General features: G+C 31.6%; 19 protein-coding genes and 1 tRNA gene. 5 read left to right on the forward strand and 15 right to left on the reverse strand.

Annotated features, from left to right (window positions below):
- Window positions 1-185: 185 nt before the first annotated feature.
- The 15 genes from CVU84_12820 to CVU84_12890 all read right to left on the reverse strand — a co-directional run bounded on the left by CVU84_12820 (window position 186) and on the right by CVU84_12890 (window position 18,673).
- A tRNA-Ser gene (locus tag CVU84_12820) sits at window positions 186-273 on the reverse strand.
- A gap of 583 nt (window positions 274-856) precedes the next feature.
- Window positions 857-1,807, reverse strand: coding sequence for a sugar ABC transporter permease (locus CVU84_12825; GenBank protein PKM93790.1), 951 nt, complete (start codon window positions 1,805-1,807; stop codon window positions 857-859).
- A 1-nt stretch (window position 1,808) separates the two neighbouring features.
- A complete protein-coding gene (locus CVU84_12830) occupies window positions 1,809-2,909 on the reverse strand; it encodes an ABC transporter permease (GenBank protein ID PKM93791.1) in 1,101 nt (366 codons plus the stop codon).
- On the reverse strand, window positions 2,896-4,437 hold the full coding sequence (locus CVU84_12835; GenBank protein ID PKM93792.1) for a heme ABC transporter ATP-binding protein: 1,542 nt from the start codon (window positions 4,435-4,437) through the stop codon (window positions 2,896-2,898). Before CVU84_12835 ends, CVU84_12830 begins: the two co-directional genes overlap by 14 nt.
- 23 nt (window positions 4,438-4,460) lie before the next feature.
- Window positions 4,461-5,303 (reverse strand): YjjW family glycine radical enzyme activase, encoded by an 843-nt coding sequence (gene yjjW, locus CVU84_12840; protein ID PKM93793.1) that lies wholly within the window; start codon window positions 5,301-5,303, stop codon window positions 4,461-4,463.
- Window positions 5,293-6,819, reverse strand: a complete 1,527-nt coding sequence (gene yjjI, locus CVU84_12845) for a YjjI family glycine radical enzyme (protein PKM93794.1) — start codon at window positions 6,817-6,819, stop codon at window positions 5,293-5,295. Before yjjI ends, yjjW begins: the two co-directional genes overlap by 11 nt.
- Window positions 6,820-6,959: 140 nt before the next feature.
- Window positions 6,960-8,042 carry a BMP family ABC transporter substrate-binding protein gene (locus CVU84_12850; protein ID PKM93795.1) on the reverse strand — a complete coding sequence of 361 codons (1,083 nt, stop codon included), beginning with the start codon at window positions 8,040-8,042 and terminating at the stop codon, window positions 6,960-6,962.
- A gap of 128 nt (window positions 8,043-8,170) precedes the next feature.
- Window positions 8,171-8,719, reverse strand: coding sequence for a fumarate hydratase (locus CVU84_12855; protein PKM93796.1), 549 nt, complete (start codon window positions 8,717-8,719; stop codon window positions 8,171-8,173).
- A 162-nt stretch (window positions 8,720-8,881) separates the two neighbouring features.
- The gene (locus CVU84_12860) at window positions 8,882-9,724 is read right to left on the reverse strand and encodes a fumarate hydratase (protein ID PKM93797.1); all 843 of its coding nucleotides are present in this window, start codon (window positions 9,722-9,724) and stop codon (window positions 8,882-8,884) included.
- A gap of 104 nt (window positions 9,725-9,828) precedes the next feature.
- Window positions 9,829-12,297: a DNA gyrase subunit A gene (locus tag CVU84_12865; protein PKM93798.1), complete on the reverse strand. Its 2,469-nt coding sequence runs from the start codon at window positions 12,295-12,297 to the stop codon at window positions 9,829-9,831.
- Between the two features lie 34 nt (window positions 12,298-12,331).
- Window positions 12,332-14,233 (reverse strand): DNA topoisomerase (ATP-hydrolyzing) subunit B, encoded by a 1,902-nt coding sequence (gene gyrB, locus CVU84_12870; GenBank protein PKM93799.1) that lies wholly within the window; start codon window positions 14,231-14,233, stop codon window positions 12,332-12,334.
- A gap of 393 nt (window positions 14,234-14,626) precedes the next feature.
- On the reverse strand, window positions 14,627-15,706 hold the full coding sequence (locus CVU84_12875; protein PKM93800.1) for a DNA replication/repair protein RecF: 1,080 nt from the start codon (window positions 15,704-15,706) through the stop codon (window positions 14,627-14,629).
- Between the two features lie 15 nt (window positions 15,707-15,721).
- Window positions 15,722-15,928 carry an RNA-binding protein gene (locus tag CVU84_12880; protein ID PKM93801.1) on the reverse strand — a complete coding sequence of 69 codons (207 nt, stop codon included), beginning with the start codon at window positions 15,926-15,928 and terminating at the stop codon, window positions 15,722-15,724.
- Between the two features lie 20 nt (window positions 15,929-15,948).
- On the reverse strand, window positions 15,949-17,055 hold the full coding sequence (gene dnaN / locus CVU84_12885) for a DNA polymerase III subunit beta (GenBank protein PKM93802.1): 1,107 nt from the start codon (window positions 17,053-17,055) through the stop codon (window positions 15,949-15,951).
- A 259-nt stretch (window positions 17,056-17,314) separates the two neighbouring features.
- Entirely contained in the window at window positions 17,315-18,673 is a 1,359-nt protein-coding gene (locus CVU84_12890; protein PKM93803.1) for a chromosomal replication initiator protein DnaA, read from the reverse strand.
- Between the two features lie 692 nt (window positions 18,674-19,365).
- Here CVU84_12890 and CVU84_12895 point away from each other — a divergent pair.
- From CVU84_12895 to CVU84_12915, 5 genes are all read left to right on the forward strand, one after another.
- A complete protein-coding gene (locus CVU84_12895; protein ID PKM93804.1) occupies window positions 19,366-19,500 on the forward strand; it encodes a 50S ribosomal protein L34 in 135 nt (44 codons plus the stop codon).
- Window positions 19,501-19,589: 89 nt separating this feature from the next.
- Complete coding sequence (locus CVU84_12900; protein PKM93805.1) at window positions 19,590-19,940, forward strand: ribonuclease P protein component; 351 nt, start codon at window positions 19,590-19,592, stop codon at window positions 19,938-19,940.
- A gap of 76 nt (window positions 19,941-20,016) precedes the next feature.
- Window positions 20,017-20,235, forward strand: a complete 219-nt coding sequence (locus tag CVU84_12905; GenBank protein ID PKM93806.1) for a membrane protein insertion efficiency factor YidD — start codon at window positions 20,017-20,019, stop codon at window positions 20,233-20,235.
- Window positions 20,236-20,253: 18 nt separating this feature from the next.
- A complete protein-coding gene (locus CVU84_12910) occupies window positions 20,254-21,249 on the forward strand; it encodes a hypothetical protein (protein ID PKM93807.1) in 996 nt (331 codons plus the stop codon).
- Window positions 21,250-21,265: 16 nt separating this feature from the next.
- Window positions 21,266-21,895, forward strand: coding sequence for a DNA-binding protein (locus CVU84_12915; protein PKM93808.1), 630 nt, complete (start codon window positions 21,266-21,268; stop codon window positions 21,893-21,895).
- Window positions 21,896-21,941: the final 46 nt, after the last annotated feature.

Raw genomic sequence — 21,941 nt, forward strand, 5'->3', positions numbered from 1 at the left:
ATCGATAAAACCTGTTCAGTATTTCGCTTACGCGAAAACTGAGTCATTACTTGAATTAATTGGTTGGTTTACTGTTCAGTTTTCAAGGTTCTGTTTGTTACTCTCAACAACTTATGTTTGACGCAACAGAAGCTATCTTATCATGTATCATCTGCTTTGTCAACATCTTTTTTATATGTTTTTAACGGAGAAGGAGGGATTTGAACCCTCGCGCCGCGTGAACGACCTATACCCTTAGCAGGGGCACCTCTTCAGCCACTTGAGTACTTCCCCATGGTTGAAAAACAAGATAAAAAAGCATTTTATTGTCTGTCCTAATTTATAGGCGCAAATGATATTATACTAAAGCTTGAACCACTTGTCAACCCTTTTTGGCTGTAAGTTTTCCCATACTGCAAAAGTTCTATATTATTACATTTAACAATTAAATGCCTTCATTATAATCCTATAGAATTCACACTATATTACCCAATCTCTAAACCCTAGTCACTGTTTTATTTACCTTAAATATTAATTTAGAATATTTACTTCTGAACTTTAATTCCGATCTTTATTAAAACAGTCAGAATTTTAGCTGGTCATCACACTTTGGCTATTGATTCATCTAATCTATCTTTTCTTAACAGAAGATTTTTAGCCTTAATTATGCTTACCCATTAATATAAATCCTTACCTATTACTATAGTTCTGTCTTCCTTAGTTCTATTATTAAAAACTCTTGACACATGAGGTACCTTTATAATTAAACATGATCTTCCTCTCATGTTATCAACATATAATCAAAAAAAGACACAAGCTATCAACCGAAGTTGACAACTCATGCCTTCCTACTAGATAAATTAAATCAATCTACGATCTACCTCTTACCTTTATCATAAGGTTCCCCTGCTGCCTTTGGCCCAACTGCCTTTCCACTAAATACAACAAGTGCAATAATTGTTAATATATAAGGAAGCGCATAAAAAAATTCAAAAGGTAACTTAGATAAAATCCCAAATTTATTGGAGTAAATACTAAGTATTTGTGAAAAACCAAAGAATAAACTTGCTCCAAGCACACCAACTGGTTTCCATTTTCCGAAAATTAACGCTGCCAAAGCAATAAATCCTGTTCCATGAATACTCATAACAGTATATTGTGTATCTTGAGTTAGAATCATGATTCCTCCTCCAAGACCAGCTAGACAACCAGATAGGATAACACCTATATATCTAATCTTATAAACATTGATACCCATACTGTCCGCAGCATGTGGGTGCTCTCCTGTTGCTCGTAAACGCAATCCAAACTTAGTCTTATATACAACGTACCAAGTTACAACAACGAGTGCTAACGCAATAAATACTGTCGGATAAATATTAGTAAAGAAAACATCACCAATAATTGGAATATCACTTAATCCATTATAAGTAGTTTTGATGAATCCTTTTTTAAATGTTTCTGTTCTTTGTTGATGAAATATTACTTGTGACAAATAAATTGTAATCCCAATAGCAAAAATATTAATTGCTGTACCCGAAATGACTTGGTTCCCTTGCAAGTTAACACTAATATATGCATGTATAAGAGAAACCAATCCCCCTACTAGCATACCGATAACGATTGCTATCCATGGTGCCAAACCTGGTATTGTTTTTTCAAGAAATACGATACTTGTTGCTGCTGAAAAACCACCAATCATCATTAAACCTTCAAGGGCAATATTAACAACCCCTGCTCGTTCAGAAAACAATCCACCTAATGCAACTATTATTATTGGCGTAGAAAAAATTAGTGTTAAGGTTAGCATTGATAGTAATGTACTCATATTATTTTGCACCCCCTAATTTTTTTAGAATCATTTTAATACCATTTTGCATTGCAATAAATAGTATTATTGAGGATACAATTATGATAGCAATATCTCTTGGGATTTTCATTGTTTGCATAATGGGTTGTGCTGCTTTTAAAGAACCTAATAAGAGTCCTCCAAAAAGACTGCCTAGCCCCGTATTCCCACCAACTAGAGCTACTGCGATTCCATCAAACCCATAATTTTCGAATGCTGGCAAAACTCTTCCATAACCAAACGTGCCCACTGCGATAATTGCCCCAGCCAAACCTGAAAATGCTCCAGATATCATCATAGATAAAACCGTGTTCCTCTCTACTTTCATACCTGCATATTTTGAAGCATTTTTATTAAAACCTACGGAACGTAATTCATATCCAAAAGTTGTTTTTTCAATAATGAACCAGAATATAAACACCGCAATAATGACAACAATAAATCCCCAATGAAGTCTAGATTTATTCGTAATACTTGCAAGAAAGTCACTACTAAGCGTTGCACTGAGTGGAAGATCCGCTGTTTTTGCATTATCGCTACCTGGTAAATTTTTCAGGAAATAATTTGTAATATGTAAGGCTGTATAGTTCATCATAATACTTACAACAACCTCATGCACATTAAATTTTGCCTTTAATATACCTGGTACAAAACCCCAAATCGCTCCTGCTAACGCTCCTGAAACGATAACTAATGGTAGATGAATGAAAACTGGTAGGTTAAAAGATAGTCCAACCACTACTGCAGCAAATGAGCCTACTATTACTTGCCCTTCTGCTCCAATATTGAATAATCCAGTCCTAAATGCAAAGGCTACCGATAAACCAGTTAAAATAATAGGCATTGCATATACAAAATATTCACCCACATATCTAGGATTAAAAACATCCTTTCCACTTCCAACTTTGTTTAAGTCAACACCAAATACGGCTCTTAAAATGGCTTTAAAGATATCTATCGGATTTTCACCTGTTATTAGTAAAATAAAAACCCCCACAAGAAAGCCTGTAAATACTGCTATAAATGGTATTAGGAATTTTTGATTTTTATCACTACTAATGAACTCTTTAAATTTTGTCATTTGGTTCACCTTCTTTCCTCGTAGAACCAGACATCATAAGTCCAAGCTCATTTTCATTTGTTTCATGTGCCTCTACAGTTCCAACTATTTCACCTTCATACATTACAGCAATTCCATCTGCTAAGTTCAATACTTCTTCCATTTCAAATGACATAAGAAGAACTGCCTTACCTTTATCACGCTCTTCTACAAGGCGCTTGTGTATATATTCAATCGCACCAACATCGAGTCCTCTAGTTGGTTGTGCTGCAATCAAAAGAATTGGAGAGCGTTCTAATTCTCTTGCAATAATCGCCTTCTGTTGATTACCCCCAGACATACTTCTAGCTTTGGTAATGCTTCCTTGACCACTTCTTACATCAAACTCGCTAATTAACTGTTCAGAATATTTTCGAACCTCTTCATATTGTAAAGTACCCTTCTTTGAAAAAGGCTCTTTAAAATAAGTCTGAAGAATAAAGTTTTCTTCTAAACTAAAATCTAAAACTAGTCCATACTTATGGCGATCTTCCGGGATATGCCCTATGCCACCTAATGTTCTTTCTCTAATACTTAACCCTTGAATTTCTGTACCATTAAATACGATCTTGCCACTTTCTACTTTTCTAAGACCAACAATTGCTTCTATAAGCTCTGTTTGACCATTGCCTTCTATCCCTGCAACACAGGTAATTTCACCCGCTTTAAACTGAAGGTTTAAATTCTTAACAGCTGGAAGCCCTCTTGCATTTTTTACCACTAGATTATTGATGGATAAAACAACTTCTCCAGTTTTAGGATAATCTTTATCAACCTTAAAGCTTACCTCACGACCTACCATCATCTCAGCCATTTGCATTTCTGAAGTCTCGTGAACATTAACTGTACCGATATACTTACCTCTTCTTAGTACAGTACAATGATTTGCTACCATTTTTATTTCTTTTAATTTATGAGTAATTAATACAATGGACTTACCTTCATTTGTTAACTCCTTCATAATACCCATTAATTCATGTATTTCTTGAGGTGTTAAAACTGCAGTTGGTTCATCAAAAATAAGAATTTCAGCATCTCTATATAGCATTTTCAATATTTCAACTCTTTGTTGCATGCCAACTGATATATCTTCGATCTTTGCATAAGGATCAACACTTAATCCATACTTTTCACTAATTTCTTTTACTTTTTTTGCTGCACTCTCTATATCTATTCTCGAAAAAGATTTCATTGGTTCAATCCCAAGAATAATATTTTCAGTTACTGTGAAATTTTCTACTAATTTAAAATGTTGATGCACCATGCCAATGCCATATTTATTCGCTATATTCGGATTAGAAATTGCCACTTCTTCTCCTCTAACTTTAATAGTCCCTTTTTCAGGTTGATATAGACCAAATAAAACACTCATAAGTGTAGATTTACCTGCTCCATTTTCACCTAACAAGGCATGAATTTCACCCTTCTCAACCTGTAGGGTTACATTATCATTTGCTTTAATACCAGGAAACTCTTTTGTAATGCCGAGCATTTCAATAACATATTCCATATAAGCTCTCCTTGTCTACTGTATTATAAAACATACTCCATCTTCTGAATTCCCAGATCTCTTCCAAACTGAACTAGTTCTAGTATTTGTTCATCAGATGGTATAAAATCATTCACCATGACTACTTGTTTTTTTAATAGCCCTTGCGTATGCACCTTTGTAATTCTATAGGTTACATCAAGATTGTTTAATAGCAGTTTTGCTACCTGTTCAATTGTTTTTCTTCCATCCATATAAGAGTTTATTACAACTGTTCTAACCTCTTCTACCTTATTCCTTTTTAATAAATATTCTAATGTAGCTAAAGAAGAAAGATCAGCTACACCACATAACTTCTGAGAATCATCAACTGTTTTAATATCGAATAGAAATTTATCTGTTATCTCTACTAGAGCTTCCATTTCACTAACATCAAAAAAACCATTTGTATCTACATAACACGACAATCCTAAAGTTTTCACATTTTTAAATAATTCAATAATGAGATCTTTCTGTAAAGTCGGTTCTCCTCCAGATATTGTAATTCCGCGTATAAAAGGCAAATATTGTTTTATCACATCTAACAATTCAGGAACACTATAGGTCATAGTCTTAGGTGATGAATTGTTTTCACATGCCCTAATACAATCACTGCATGAAATACATAGCTTTTTATTATATTGAATTCTTCCATTTACAAGTCTAATAGCCCCGAATCTGCAAGCAGTTACACATTCACCACAGTCATTACAATGCCTGATTGTTTCAGGATTATGACAATAAACACATGAAATATTGCAACCTTGCAAGAAAATTGCGCATCGATTCCCATTTCCATCTACATTAGAAAAAGGAATTATTTGGTTTACAATCAACTTATTGTCCATCTTTTCTCGTCTTTCTGTTGAATAATTGAGAATTCTTATTCGTTCCGTGTCCAAAAATATCAGTATCTCTTAGAACTACCTTTTCATCTTCAACCTTTGCAACTTCACTTCTTTTCACAAGATAACCTGTAATTCGAATCAAATCACTATCTTGAAGATATATAGAAATATATCGAAATTGAATATCTATGGCACCCTTAATAATATCGGCCACCCCATCTAAGTTCTTGACATAGGTTTGATCAAAAGCAAATAGATCTCCTGTACCAGATGGAAAATACTTGTGAAACTGAGCTGCTTGAATTAAATGCATAGGTAATGGTGGTTCGTCTCCAACAGGTATTCTATGTGCTGGTGCATTAAAATTATCCTCATCATCAAGGCTAGCTCCTACTTGCCCGTGAAACAAATAATGGTTATTTGTTCTTTCAACATATTTCCCATTATAATTGTTCACGATAACTTCTAGTTTTGAGAGTATTAGATGACCTATCTCGTCTCCACGCTTTGAAGTCCCAAACTTTTCACTAATTCCCTCACACTTTAAGAGATGATTTACAGCATTTGCTAATCCTACTATTCCAAACATTGCTGTAAAATTCTCTTTCTTAATATATCCTTCTTCAACTAAAAAGGAGGTTTCAAAAAAATGTGATTTCTCAACTATATAAGAAACTCTTTTATCGATCATTGATAACATAGCATTTGCCACACGAGGTAGCTCATCTATTATTAATTCGTCTATTGAATTTGTCTCTCTAGCAATTGTCCCTAACCTTAATCTAGTCAGCGTATAAGCCCCTCCTGCTAAAGGCAAAGCATTATAGCAGCTCACTATAGCATGATCACCTACATCTTTATTATATAAAACATCATTGCTAAAGGATGGTTTTGCTACCCTTAAGCTAGCATTAATCGCGTTTAATAGAAAATCCTCCTGCACAACATCTTTATTATACTTAAAGGTTAAATTTGGTGTTGGATTTTCTAATTCAATAATCGCTCTAAGTATAAGCTCACCTGCCAAGGTTTTCTCTGGACCAATATTGCCATGACAAAAAGAGTCCACAATTGTTTTATCAATATGATTTAAAAATCGCTTAATCTTAACATATGCTTCTTTTTCTTCTATAATAAATGGATCAATAAGCTTATCTAAATCTCCAATATAAACAGGAAAAGAAGTTATGGATGGCACATGATGATACAATATTATTAATCCATCTAATAATTCATCTAAGCACTGAGGTGGCTGAATATTCAAGAATTTACAACCATTTTCTACAAAAACCTTGTAATCTGGAACTATATAACGAGGTCTATAGAGAGCATATCCTTCATTCAAATCACAAATCATCTTATTGTTCAAATATTGCATTTCTTCATTTGAATAGCCTAATAGCTCTCTGGGATCTATTAATCTTTCTGCAACATTTGCCATATTAAATAACTTTTGTTGATAAGTTAACGATTTACTTTCAGTAACTTGGATAATATCTTGAATGGTTGATATCAAATGATGACCTCCTTAAATAAATTGCTTAGAAAAAAACCAAGACAATTGCCTTGGCTTTTTATAGACAAGGAAGCTTGCTAACATAAGCGAAGCTCTCCTGTCTACTTAAGTAGCTTAACTACTTTATTTATAATTTTTAATTACTGAGCTAAACGTACAGGAGCTGTAGGAACTACAATTTCTCCAGATTTTACTTTACCTTCAAATTCAGTAACTTTAGCTACTATTTCAGCTGATAAATTTGGATTTTCTGCTGGAATACCAACACCACTGTTTTCAAGTGTAAATGCTAATATCTCTCCACCAGGGAATTCACCCTTCATAGTCATTTCAGCTACATCATATGCTGCTACGTCTACACGTTTCATCATTGATGTAAGAATAACTGACTTAGTTCCATCATAAATACCATCTTCATATTGGTCTTTATCAACACCAATTGCCCAAACTTCTTGGCCATTTGTTGCACGGTCTTTTGCTTCTTTTATTAAACCATTTCCTGTAGCTCCAGCTGCATGATAAATAACATATGCGCCTTCATTATACATTTTTGCTGCTAGGGTTTGACCTTTTTGAGCATCTGCAAATGAACCAGCATATTCAATTAATACGTTCATCTCTGGATCTACTGCTTTAACGCCAGCTTCAAAACCAGCTTCAAATTTTTGGATAAGATCAAAGTCCATACCACCAATAAATCCTACTGTATCTTTTCCTGCTTCTTGTGATTTTAATGCTGCTGCAACACCAACTAAGAAAGAACCTTGTTCTTCTGCAAAAACTGCACTAGCTACGTTTGGTGCGTTAATTACCATATCGATAATTAGATATTTTTGATCTGGGAAATTTGCAGATACTTCTGTTAAAGAATCTTCAAACAAAAATCCTGGTGCAACAATAAGGTCAAATGCTTCATCAGAAAATGTTGATAAGTTAGGAATATAATCTGTATCTGATTCTGATTGTAAGTAATCTGTAGAAGCACCTGTATCTTCAGCAAATCTTTTAATACCTTCCCAAGTTCCTTGGTTAAATGATTTGTCATCAATACCACCTATGTCAGTTACTAAACCTACACTAATTGCTTCGACAGTTGGCTCTTCTGGTGTCTCCACTGGAGCTGGTGTTTCTTTTGGTTCATCAACTTTCTTACCACATCCTGTAATTCCTAAAGATAAAACCATAGTTAAAACTAATAATAATGCAAAAATCTTTTTGTACATTTCCAAATCCTCCTGTTAGTTTTTTATAAACTACTTTCCTATTAATATACTACATTTTACCATACTATATCTGATTTGTCACTTAAAGCTATTAAAATTTCTAATTTTGGGCAATTATCCACAAAAAGCTATGCTCTATATTTTGCTCTTTCACTTTTATACAGGTTATTTCCATTGCAATCAATTACAACAATTACAGGAAAATCTTCTACCTCTAACTTTTTTAAACTTTCTGTTCCCAGCTCTTCATAAGCAATAACTTCACAATTTTTTATTGTGTTTGCAATTAAAGCTGCTGCTCCACCAACGGCTGCAAAATAAACACAAGTATTTTTTTTCATACTTTGAATTACCGCTTCATTTCTATCACCTTTTCCTATCATTCCTTTTAAACCCAAATCTAAAAGTGTTGGTGTATAATCATCCATTCTATAACTTGTTGTTGGACCTGCAGATCCAATAACTTGACCTGGCTTAGCTGGAGATGGACCAGCATAATAGATAATATTGTCTTTTATGTTTATAGGAAGAGTATCCCCATTATTTATTTGTTCTATCATTTTCTTATGTCCAGCATCTCTTAACGTGTAAATTGTACCTGTTATTAGTACCTTATCCCCACTTTTCAAGCCCTGAACCTTTTCTTTTGTTAATGGTGTAGTCAATTTAATATCCATAACAACCTCCAATACTTTTTTCGCTAGGATCAATATTAAGAAACCTCCGCATTCGCTACGGTTTCGTAACCGTATACAAGCTTCGCTTGCACATCGGTGGGGGCCCCCACCGATGTTGGAATAAGTTCCCCGCTTTAGAAGCGGGGAACTTATTCCATTCGGTTAAATTACTCTTGTACTATGTCTTGTAACATGACAACTAATATTAATAGCTACCGGCAATCCGGCAATATGTGTTGGAAATACTTCTACTTTAACTCCCAAAACCGTAGTATTTCCCCCCAGACCTTGAGGACCAATTCCTAGTTCATTCGCTTTGTTAAGTAATTCCTTTTCTAATTCTTTTACATACTCTATTTTTGAAACATCACCCACTGGCCTCAACAATGCTTTTTTTGCTAAAATTGCTGCTTTTTCAAAGGTACCACCAATGCCAACCCCTACAACCATAGGTGGACAAGCATTACCACCAGCTGCTTCTATCGTTTCTAGGATTACTCTCTTTGCACCCTCCATACCATCTGAAGGCGTAAGCATATAAATTCTACTCATATTCTCACTCCCAAAGCCTTTTGGAGCAATTGTAATTTTTATATTTTCTCCTTTAACAATGTCATAATGAATGATTGCGGGCGTATTATCCTTTGTATTTTCTCTAAAAAAAGGGTCTCTAACAACTGATTTTCTCAAATACCCTTCTTCATACCCTCTTCTTACACCTTCATGAATCGCCTCACTCAAATCACCATCAACAATTCTAACCTCTTGACCTATCTCAAAAAAAACAACCGCCATTCCAGTATCTTGACAAATTGGCATCTGTTTTTCACTAGCGATCTTTGAATTCTCAATTAATTGATCTAAAACCTCTTTACCAATTTCAGAACTTTCCTTTTTATAATACTCCTGAAAGGCACATAAAATATCTTTGCTTATATTATAATTTGAATCTATGCACAATTCTTTCACTACATTAATAATCTCATTCACACCAATTTCTCTCATTTTATCCTCCTATCTGGCCATTTTCATTTGCTAATGTATTCATTTTAATATATACGTATACAACAAAGTGGTTATACCCTGTACAACCACTTTATTTTTACATTCTATTCTTCTTCATTCTCTATCTCAAACACGTCTTTAATCTTTGCGATACTTGCAATATTGATATGTTCATCAATATTCATTAATTTAACACCTGATGTAACACGTCCAGATTGAGAAATTTCTTTAGCACGTATTCTAATAATAATACCTTGATTCGTTACTAACATAACATCATCATCAATATTAACAGCCTTCATACCTATAACATTACCCGTTCTATCATTAATCTTATAGAATTTAACCCCTTTACCTCCACGTCTTTGGATGGTAAAGCTCTTAATTTTCGTTCTCTTTCCTAGACCATTTTGAGATACAACTAGTATATCAGAACCTTGCGATAATAATTGCATACCTATTAATTCATCATCATCATTTAAATTCATACCTCTAACACCCATTGAGGTTCTACCCGTTGATCTAACATCATCTTCATTAAATACGATGCATTGTCCATGCTTCGTACCTAAAATAATCTGTTGACTTCCATCCGTTAATTTAACTTCGATTAAATCATCTTCTTCTTTTAGGACGATTGCTTGCAAACCACTCACTCTAATATTTACATAATCCATAATACTAGATTTTTTGATTACACCTTTTTTTGTCGCCATAATCAAAAATTTATCTGCTTCATATTCCTTTAAAGGAATAACTGCTGTTATTTGTTCACCAGGATCTAATTGTAGCAAGTTCACAATAGCTGTTCCTCTTGCTGTTCTTCCAGATTCTGGTATTTCATACGCTTTCATTCTATAAACCTTACCTTTGTTGGTAAAGAATAAAATATAATGATGGGTTGAAGTAATGAAAATATTTTTAACGAAATCTTCTTCCCTTGTTTGCATCCCTTTTATTCCCTTACCACCTCTATTTTGGCTTTTATAAGTATCCATTGGAATTCTTTTAATATAGCCAAGATAAGTCATAGTAATCGTAGTTTCTTCTACTTCAATTAAGTCCTCGATGGATATTTCACTGTCATCATAGGTTAATTGAGTTCTTCTCTTATCACCAAATTTTTCTCTAATGATTAAGATTTCTTCCTTAATAACCTTATATAAAATATTTTCATCGCCTAAGATAGCTCTTAATTCTTTGATTTTCTCAAGTAACTCTCTATATTCTTCTTCAAGTTTTTCTCTTTCTAAACCTGTTAAAGCTCTAAGACGCATATCTACAATTGCTTGCGCTTGAACATCGGAAAATGCAAAGGCTTCAATTAAATTACTTTTAGCTTCTGCAGTGTTCTTGGAAGCTCTAATAATTCTAATGATTTCATCAATTGCATCCAATGCTTTTAGCAAGCCTTCTAAAATATGTGCTCTATCTTCCGCTTTTTGAAGATCAAATTTAGTTCTTCTCGTTACAACATCCTTTTGATGCTCTAAATAATATTCAAGCATTTGCTTTAAATTAAGAACCTTAGGCTCATTTTTTACTAATGCAAGCATATTAATACCAAAAGTATCTTGTAATTGTGTATGCTTGTATAACTGATTTACAACTATATTGGCATTTGAATCTCTTTTTAATTCAATAACAATTCGCATACCTGTTCTATCAGATTCATCTCTTAAATCAGAAATACCATTGATTTTTTTATCTTTTACAAGATCAGCAATTTTTTCAATTAAACGTGCCTTGTTCACTTGAAATGGCAATTCCGTTACAATAATTTTTTGTCTATTACTAGCGGTGGTTTCTATTTCAAGGGCAGCTCTTACTTTTACTTTTCCTTTTCCAGTTCTATATGCTTCTAAAATACCTGTTTTACCTAATATTTTAGCAGCTGTTGGAAAATCAGGACCTTTTACGATTTTAATTAACTCTTCAATATCTGTTTCTTTGTTTTCCAATACATGATTATCAATAATCTTAACCACTGCATCAATTATTTCTCTAAGGTTATGCGGCGGAATATTAGTTGCCATTCCTACTGCAATTCCAGAGGTTCCGTTAACCAATAGATTTGGATATCTTGCAGGTAGAACAGATGGTTGCTTCAAGGATTCATCAAAGTTTGGAACAAAATCTACAGTATCCTTTTGAATATCTGCTAACATATCCATTGCCATTTTACTAAGTCTAGCTTCGGTATAACGCATTGCTGCTGCACTATCTCCATCAACAGAACCGAAATTACCATGTCCATCAACTAACAAATACCTAGTAGAAAAATCTTGTGCCATTCTAACCATCGCTTCATAAATAGAACTGTCACCATGAGGATGGTACTTACCCATTGTATCCCCAACGATACGTGCTGATTTACGAAATGGTTTATCTGGAGATAAGTTCAACTCACTCATTGCATAAAGAATTCTTCTTTGAACAGGTTTTAATCCATCTCTTACGTCAGGTAATGCACGAGATGCGATAACACTCATTGCATAATCTATATAAGATTTCTTCATTTCTTCCTGTAAATCTACACCAATAATCTTGTCAAAATCTTCATTCTCATTCATTTAACAGTATCCTCCCATTTGATATGGATTAATCCTAGATGTCTAAATTCTTAACATGCTTAGCATGAGTTTCAATAAACTCTCTTCTAGGTTCTACTTTGTCTCCCATCAGGGTTGTAAAAATTTCATCTGCAGCTGCAGCATCTTCTATTTCAACCTGTAATAAAATTCTTTTTTCTGGATCCATTGTTGTATCCCATAATTGAGTTGCATCCATTTCACCAAGACCTTTGTATCTTTGTAATACAATATTGTCTTTTCCTAGTACTGTAAGTAATTTATCCAGTGCTCTTTCATTGTATACATACTCAGATTTTTTGTTTTTTGTCACCCTATAAAGTGGTGGCTGAGCAATATAAATAATTCCATTTTCAATTAATTGAGGCATAAATCGATAGAAAAAGGTTAATAGCAATGTACGTATATGCGCTCCATCAACGTCTGCATCTGTCATAATAATAATCTTATAATATCTCAATTTTTCAAGATTAAAGTCATCAGAAATTCCGGTGCCAAATGCTGTAATCATTGAAATAATTTCATTGTTTCCAAGTATTTTATCTAATCTAGCTTTTTCTACATTTAAGATTTTTCCTCTAAGAGGTAAAATGGCTTGCGTTTGTCTTGAACGAGCAGATTTTGCTGAACCACCTGCCGAGTCCCCTTCGACTAGATAAATCTCACAATTTTTTGGATCTTTATCAGAGCAATCTGCCAATTTTCCTGGCAAGCTTGTCCCTTCAAGCGCACTTTTTCTTCTAGTTAAGTCTCTCGCTTTTCTTGCAGCTTCTCTTGCTCTATTTGCCATAATAGATTTTTCAAGTACTATTTTTGCAACACCAGGATTTTGTTCAAGAAAAAATGTCAAGCCTTCTGTTAGAATTGAGTCAACAGCTCCTCTTGCTTCACTATTACCAAGTTTTTGTTTCGTTTGTCCTTCAAATTGAGGATCTGCTAATTTTATACTAATAACTGCTGTTAAACCTTCTCTTGCATCTTCACCAGAAAGATTTTTATCCTGATCTTTTAAATACTTATTTTTTCTTGCATAATCATTCAGTGTTTTTGTAAGTGCATTTTTAAAACCACTAAGGTGTGTACCACCCTCAGGAGTTGTTATGTTATTAACAAAACTAAATATATTTTCAACATAAGTATCATTGTGTTGCATTGATACTTCTACAACTACTCCATCTCTTTCACCTTCACAATACATGATTTTGTCATAAAGAGGAGTCTTATTTCTGTTTCTATAGGCAACAAATTCTTTTATTCCACCATCATATTTAAACTCTACCTTTTGACCATCCTCTCGTTTATCTTCTAAGGTAATCTTTAAGCCTCTCATTAAAAAGGCCATTTCTTGTAGTCTTTGTTTTAATGTATCAAAGTCATATTCAAGTTCTTCGAAAATTGTACCATCTGGCTTAAACTGTATAAAAGTACCTCTATCTTTCGTTTTTCCAATCACTTTTAATTCAGTCTTTACATCACCAAATGCATATTCTTGATAATGAACTTTACCTTCCGTATATATTTCTACCTTTAACCATTCTGATAATGCATTTACTACAGAGGCACCAACGCCATGGAGTCCGCCTGAAACCTTGTAACCACCACCGCCAAATTTACCACCTGCATGAAGTGTTGTGAATACCAATTGAATTGCTGGAACACCCTTTTCATGCATACCTACTGGTATTCCTCTACCATTATCTAATACAGATATAGAATTATCTTCATGTATAATTACTTCAATGGTGTCACAAAACCCTGCCAATGCCTCATCTACTGCATTGTCAACAATTTCATATACTAAATGATGCAATCCTCTTGCAGAGGTACTACCAATATACATACCCGGCCTTCTTCTTACAGCCTCTAAACCTTCTAAAACCTGTATCTGACTTTGATCGTAATCTGTATCTTTACTCATTGTATACCTCCTCTAAATAATAGAGCAATTTATTAACTCACACTTTAATAGATATCAAAGTTTGATTAAATACGTTTTTATATTTGCAAATGATTTACTTTCATATACGACAAGAAAATCGGCTGTATCATCTTAAAATCTTTCCTTGATACCTATCTACCTCTTTTCCAATTGCTAATGATTTACTTTCATATACGACAAAAAAATATGGAACCAATTTCCTTCCATCATTCCTATTATATATGAATCCTTGTTTTATTGCAAATTTTAAGCGAAATATTTATAACAAATCACTTTTTATTGTCTTACCTAACTTTAATACTATTTAATGCTTTGTTATATGCTTCCGTGGAAATTATTAATTTTATATAGAAAATATTTTATTTATCAAAATTATTGAACCCATGAACCATTTTCAATTTTAATCATATTTTCAATTTTAATTTTACTATTGATAAAATCTTCAATACCTGTACAAGTAATAATTGTTTGAATATCCTTAATATTTTCAATTAAATAACTTTGTCTCATTTCATCTAACTCTGATAAAACATCATCCAATAAAAGAATTGGATTATCTTCACCTAACGTTTTTATCAATTCGATTTCAGATAATTTCAATGAAAGTGCTGCTGTTCTTTGTTGACCTTGTGACCCATATTTTCTAATGTCTATCCCATTGATTTCAAATTTCAAATCATCTTTATGAGGTCCTACAGATGTTGAACCTATAGAAATATCATATTGAATATTTTTAAATAATTTTTTTTCAAATTGATCTATTTCAACATTTCTTTCATAAAAAATATTACTATTTTCACACTCACCTGAAATTTTATAATGATTACTCTGGAAATAAGGATTTAATTCATCTATAAAAATTTGTCTATGTTTCATAATATGTTTTCCATACTCAACCAATTGAAGATCCCATACTTCTAACTGATCCATATAACTACTATTTTTCTTAATAGTTTTTAAAAGATTATTTCTTTGCTTTAACACCAAATAATAGCTTTTCAGATGGTGATAATATATTGGATTAATTTGACACAATTCCAAATCAATAAATCTTCTTCTTTCCTTTGGACCATTCTTAATTAAACCTAAATCTTCAGGAGAAAACATAATAATTTTCATTACACCAAATAATTCATTTAATTTTCTAATTGATACTTTGTTAATTGCAATTGACTTTTTATTATTTTTTCTAAGATGTACATCAATTAACTTTATTTGATTATCCTTAACAATCTCAACAGTTATATGAGCTTCCTCTTGATGAAACAATATTAATTCTTTTATATTAGAAGTTCTATGAGATTTCGATGTTGAACATAAATAAATTGCTTCAAGAATATTTGTTTTTCCTTGCGCATTTTTTCCATATATAATATTGATATGGTCATCAAATAAAATTTTAGTATCTTCGTAATTTCTAAAATTTTTCAATGATATGGATTTGATGTACATTTTTTATCACTCCATCTACTCTACTTTAAGGGAATGACCTATGAGTTCAATAACATCCCCTTTGACTATTTTTTTACCTCTTTGCATTTCTACAGCTCCATTTAATTTCACTTCTCCATTTAAAATTAATATCTTAGCATGAACACCTGAATCTGCTATACCTGCAAGTTTTAATAATTGTCCAAGTTTAATAAATTCAGTATCTATTTTTATTTTTTTCATATTACACACTCCTACTACTTTTAATTGTTTAATCTTATTGGTAAAATCAAATACTTATATTCGTTTCCATCTATTTTTCTAATAATACATGGATTCAAGGCATTTGTAAATTGAAGATTAACAAGCTCATCATCAATAACCTTTAACGCATCTATTAAATATTTAGGATTAAAGGCTATTTCAATTTCATTTCCCTCTTTTTTTATGTCTATTTCCTCATATACATTTCCTATTTCGGTATTTGAAGTAATAATCATACTTTGGTCTTTAATTTCAATTTTAATTGGATTTTTCTTATTTTCTCTTGTAATAAGAGCTGCTCTTTCTAAGCTTAAAATTGTATTTTTACGATCTACTGTTGCAATGATATCATAATCTTTAGAAAATATTTGATCATATTTAGGAAAATCACCTTCTAACAATCTTGATACAACAATACTATCATCTAATTCAAATAAAATATGTTTGTCTGTATAGTAAATGGTTATGTAATCCTCTTCAAAGCTGGATAATATTTTATTGATTTCATTTAATGTTTTACCAGGCACAATAACTTTAAAATCTCTTACTTCATGATCTAAATCTATTTCTCTAATAGATACCCTATATCCATCTACAGAAACAATATTGAATTTACCGTTTTTAACCTCTAATAATTCACCTGTAAAAATAGGTCTAATCTCTTCTATTGCAATTGAAAAAATTGTTTGTCTAATCATTTCTTTAAAAACACCTTGTTTAAGAGTAAAGGAATTGTTTTTTTCTATTTGTGGTAATTGAATAAATTCACTACCTGGTTGTCCTGAAATATTGAATTTTGATTTTTCACATTCAATAGTTGTTAAATGGTTTTCATCTACCGTAATCGTTACTTCATTGTCAGGAAGCTTTTTTACAATTTCAGAAAATATTCTAGCTTCTAATGCAATGCTTCCATTTTCCCTAATAATAGCCTTTACAGTACTTTCAATACCTAATTCTAAATCATTACTTATTAATTTTAATTCATCATTTGTAGCTTGTAGTAATATACATTGTAGTATAGGCAGTGTAGTTCTAGAGGATACTGCTTTCAATACAGTATTGACACCATTTAGTAAATCTAATTTGTTACATTTAATTTGCATTGTGTATATCTCCTTTCGAGGTTTTGTATATAAATAATTAAATATTTTTATAGTAATTCTAGTAATAAGCGCTGTTAATTTGTTGAAAAGTAGTCTAGAGCCTTATTTTAAAAGGGCTGAAATCTAGGTATAAGGTTGTTTATGAGTTAAAAACTTATTAGACTTCATTCACAGGACAAAAACAGTGGATATTTATTCCACAATCTATGTACAAGTTATCGTAATCTTATTCACAGGTTTTATTTAGGTGTATATTTGATTATTTGCCGGTTACCTTTTTGGTTAAAATAGAGATTGTATTAAATAGAAGCTGATCTGTTTTCATTTCGGAATTAATTTTTTCATAACCGTGAATAATTGTTGTATGATCACGTTTTCCAAGCTTATTTCCAATTTGAGGTAAGGACATATCTGTTAAAGTTCTGCTAAGGTACATAACAATTTGTCTAGGATATGATATTTCTCTTGGTCTTTTTTTAGAGGTAATGTCTTCAGGATTTAAGTTATAGTGTTGAGAAACAACTTCAACAATGTATTCTATTGTGATAGCAGGGTTTTCTTTAAGAGAAATAAGATCCTTTAATGCATCCTCTGCTAATTCCTTGGTAATTTGTTTATGAACTAGTGTTGAGTAAGCCACAATTTTATTTACAGCTCCTTCAAGCTCCCTTATATTAGAAGTAATATTGTTAGCTACATATTGATTTACTTCATTTGGTATATCTAAATTTTCAAGTTCAGCTTTTTTTCTAAGGATAGCCATACGTGTTTCGAAATCAGGAGCCTGAATATCAGCAGTTAAGCCCCATTCAAATCTAGACCTTAATCTTTCTTCGAGTGTTTCAATTTCCTTTGGAGGACGATCAGAAGAAATGATTAATTGTTTTTTTGCTTCATATAAAGTATTAAAGGTATGGAAAAATTCTTCTTGTGTTCTTTCTTTACCTGCAATAAATTGAATATCATCTACCAAAAGAACATCAATGTCACGATATTTTTTTCTGAAGTCTTCATTATTACCTGTTTTAATAGAATTAATAAGTTCGTTTGTAAATTTTTCAGAAGAAACATATAGAACCTTAGAATGAGGTGATTCATTCAAAATATTATGTGCTATGGAATGCATTAAATGAGTTTTGCCAAGCCCTACTCCACCATAAATAAACAAAGGATTATATGCTTCTGCAGGAGAGTCTGCAACAGCTAAAGAAGCAGCATGAGCTAATTTATTATTGTTACCAACGACAAAAGTATCAAAAGTATATCTTGAATTTAAGTTATTGTGTTTTGAAGCAATACCAACCATAGCAGATCTACTAACAACAGTTTGATTTTCTTCATCAATCATTTCATTAATTGAAGAAAGCTCTTTTGGTATGATAAACTTAATATCATAAGATTTACCAGTAACTTCATTAATAGCAATCATAATAATTTTTGAATATTTTTTTTCAATATAATTTCTTTCAAGATCATTATCTGCTTTAATAATGACTAGATTGTTAGATACTTTAACAGGTTCTAGTGTTTCCAAAAATGTTTTATAAGACATATTAGAAATATCGGATTCATTTTTTAATAAAGATTGTATCTCACTCCATTGATCTATTACGGACATAATATACCTCCAAAATATCTTATTATATATATTAAAATCATCTAATATTAGAATTTTACAACTCAAAAGAATATATGACTTCTTTTATTATAGGAAAGGTAGTCCTTTAAAGAACAGAACTTTCCTATAATACTTGAACAAAATAGAAAGAAATTCAAGGAAAAAAAAGAATATATTCATTTAGTTTGTTTCAATATATAAGATGTATACTTATATTACTCTAAAAAAAAGATTATTTCAATCCTATATTAGTGGGTATAAACGGTCTGTTTGTTAATAAATTATTAATTACACATTGTGAATAATGTGGATAAGTTTTATGAAATGAGATTATACACAAGGTGTTAATTATATAATAAACAAGGTGTTAATATATATTAATAGATATTTCTGTTTTTTATAAAGCATAATAAATAAAAATTAACATTTGTAACCAATAATATGGGAATAAAAGTTTTAAACAATTTATCCACAGAAACAAAGGTTTCTTATGAAAAAATATGTGGATAAAAAAAATAAATAAATTAAAAATTTTCTTCTTGACTAAAGTGAACATATTTAATATAATTGAAATAGTGCTTTTTCAAGGAGTGGACGATAATGCAGTAGATTCCGCCTTGTTATTAAAGCAATTTATATCATTAATTCATTTAAATTGATATAACTTCTGAATTTTAAAGGAGGTGCTTAGAGTGAAAAGAACATATCAGCCAAAGAAAAGACAAAGAAGTAGAGAGCATGGTTTTAGAAAAAGAATGGGTACTAAAAGCGGAAGAGCCATTTTAGCAAGTAGAAGAGCTAAGGGTAGAAAAAAATTGACAGCATAAGGCCGCATTTTGTGGCCTTTTATACTATTTAATTACTAACCAATTTTTACCTTTTATCTAAAATAAACAATGAAAGCTAAGGTAAAAATATGAAAACTTATATTTCTCTGAAAAACAGATTTGAATTTGATAGAGTGTATAACAACAAAAATTCATGTGGAAATAAGAATTTAGTGATGTATATATGCAAAAATGAATTAAATGTGAATAGATTAGGGCTTTCTATAAGTAAAAAGGTAGGAAATAGTGTAGTCAGACATAGAATTGGGCGTTTAATAAAAGAAAGCTATCGATTAAATGATACGTCCATTTCTAATGGATATGATATTGTTATAGTTGCAAGAACTAGTGTTGTCGGTAAGTCATATCAAGAAGTTGAAGGATCATTACTACACTTATTTAAACTACACAAGCTACTATGTAAAGCCGATTATAAGTAGAAGGAAATTGAAAAGTTTAAATATGAGAGCTTTTCTAATTTCCAATATCATGATTATGAATAAGAGAAGTGATTAAATGAATTTATTAAAGAGAAGTGTTTTATTACTAATTAGATTTTATAGAAAGTACATCTCTCCTTTAAAAAAACCATCTTGTATTTTTATACCAACATGTTCACAATATGCGCTAGACGCAGTAACTAAGTATGGGTTTTTTAAAGGATTATATTTAAGTATAAAAAGGATATTAAGGTGTCATCCATTCTCAAAGGGTGGATATGATCCAGTTCCATAATTAATTGGAGGATATACAATGAATTTTTCATCTATTTTTATTTTAACTCAGTCAAGCTTTCCAATTATTGGAACAATTGCTAAGGTATTTGGTCTAATAATGAATGCAATTTATAATTTTTTCTTTAACAGTTTCGGGGTTGTTTCTATAGGTATCAGTATTATAGTATTTACAATAATTGTAAGATTATTAATGATTCCATTAGCGATAAAACAACAAAAGTCAATGAAGGATATGCAAAAGGTACAACCAGAGTTAAAAAAAATACAAGAGAAATATAAAAACAAGAAAGATCCAGAATCCCAAAAAAAATTACAAGAGGAATCAGCTAAATTATATCAAGAGCATAATGTGAGTCCTTTAGGTGGATGCCTACCTCTCATGATTCAAATGCCTATTTTATTTGCATTGTTTGCAGTCTTAAGAAATATACCTGCATATATTGGTCATGTTAGAGTAGTATATGAAAATGTTGTGAATAATATTATAGCGGTTCCAGGATATGAAAAAATCATAGATGCTGTACATGGTGCACAAAAGATAAAAGTAAAAGGGTTTGTTGCTACAGATCAAAATAAAATTATTGATTTACTAAATGGATTATCATCGTCAGGATGGGTAGATTTAACAAATTCATTTGCGATTATCTCTGATAAATTAACACCGTTGATGGAACAAATTACTAAGATGCATTATTTCCTAGGTATTAATCTAGCTGATAGACCAGTTAATTTCACAAATGGTATTGATGGTATTTTAACTCCAGGCTTACTAATTCCGATACTATGTTTTATTGCACAAGTCTTGGTAACGAAAACAACTTCATCACCAAGTTCATCAGGCAATAAGCAAACTGATCAAACTCAAAAAACGATGATGATTATGATGCCTTTTATCACCTTAATGTTTGTTTTCCAAATGCCTGCTGGTTTAGGTTTATATTGGTTAATAAGTAATATATTCCAAGTAGTACAACAAGTTGTTGTTAACAAACATTTAGAAGAGAAAATTTAGTTGGAGGGAAGCATTTATGAATGTAATAGAAAAGAGAGCAAGAACTGTAGAGGATGCTATTACTGAGGCATTGGTAGAATTAGGTATTACGAGCGAAGAAGCAAACATCGAAATAATTGAAAAAGGTGTAGGCGGAATATTAGGTATTTTTAGTAATAAACAGGCTGTCGTAAAAGTGTCTAAAAAAATGAATCTTACAGAAACAGCAGTTCATTTTTTAACTAGTGTATTTGAAAAGATGAATTTAGAGGTTAAGATTGACGTTAATTTAGATGAAACCAATTCAATGAATATTGATTTATCTGGACCAAATATGGGCGTTCTTATAGGTAAAAGAGGACAAACGTTAGATTCACTTCAATACTTAATTAGCCTAGTTGTTAACAAAGAAGCAGATATATATATCCGAATTAAACTTGATACAGAAAATTATAGATTAAGAAGAAAAGAAACACTTGAAACCCTAGCTGTAAATCTTGCTAGTAAGGTTAGAAAAACTGGTAAAAAGTTCTCATTAGAGCCAATGAATCCGTACGAGAGAAGAATTATACATTATACATTACAAGATAATAAGTTTGTTGAAACTCACAGTGAAGGTGAAGAACCTTATAGGAAAGTTATCATAACTCCTGCTGTAAAAAAATAGTCCAAGTAATCAACTACCCCAGGCTTTATAGCGTGGGGTATCATTT

The sequence above is a fragment of the Firmicutes bacterium HGW-Firmicutes-1 genome (assembly GCA_002841625.1).
Classification (GTDB): Bacteria; Bacillota; Clostridia; order Lachnospirales; family Vallitaleaceae; genus HGW-1.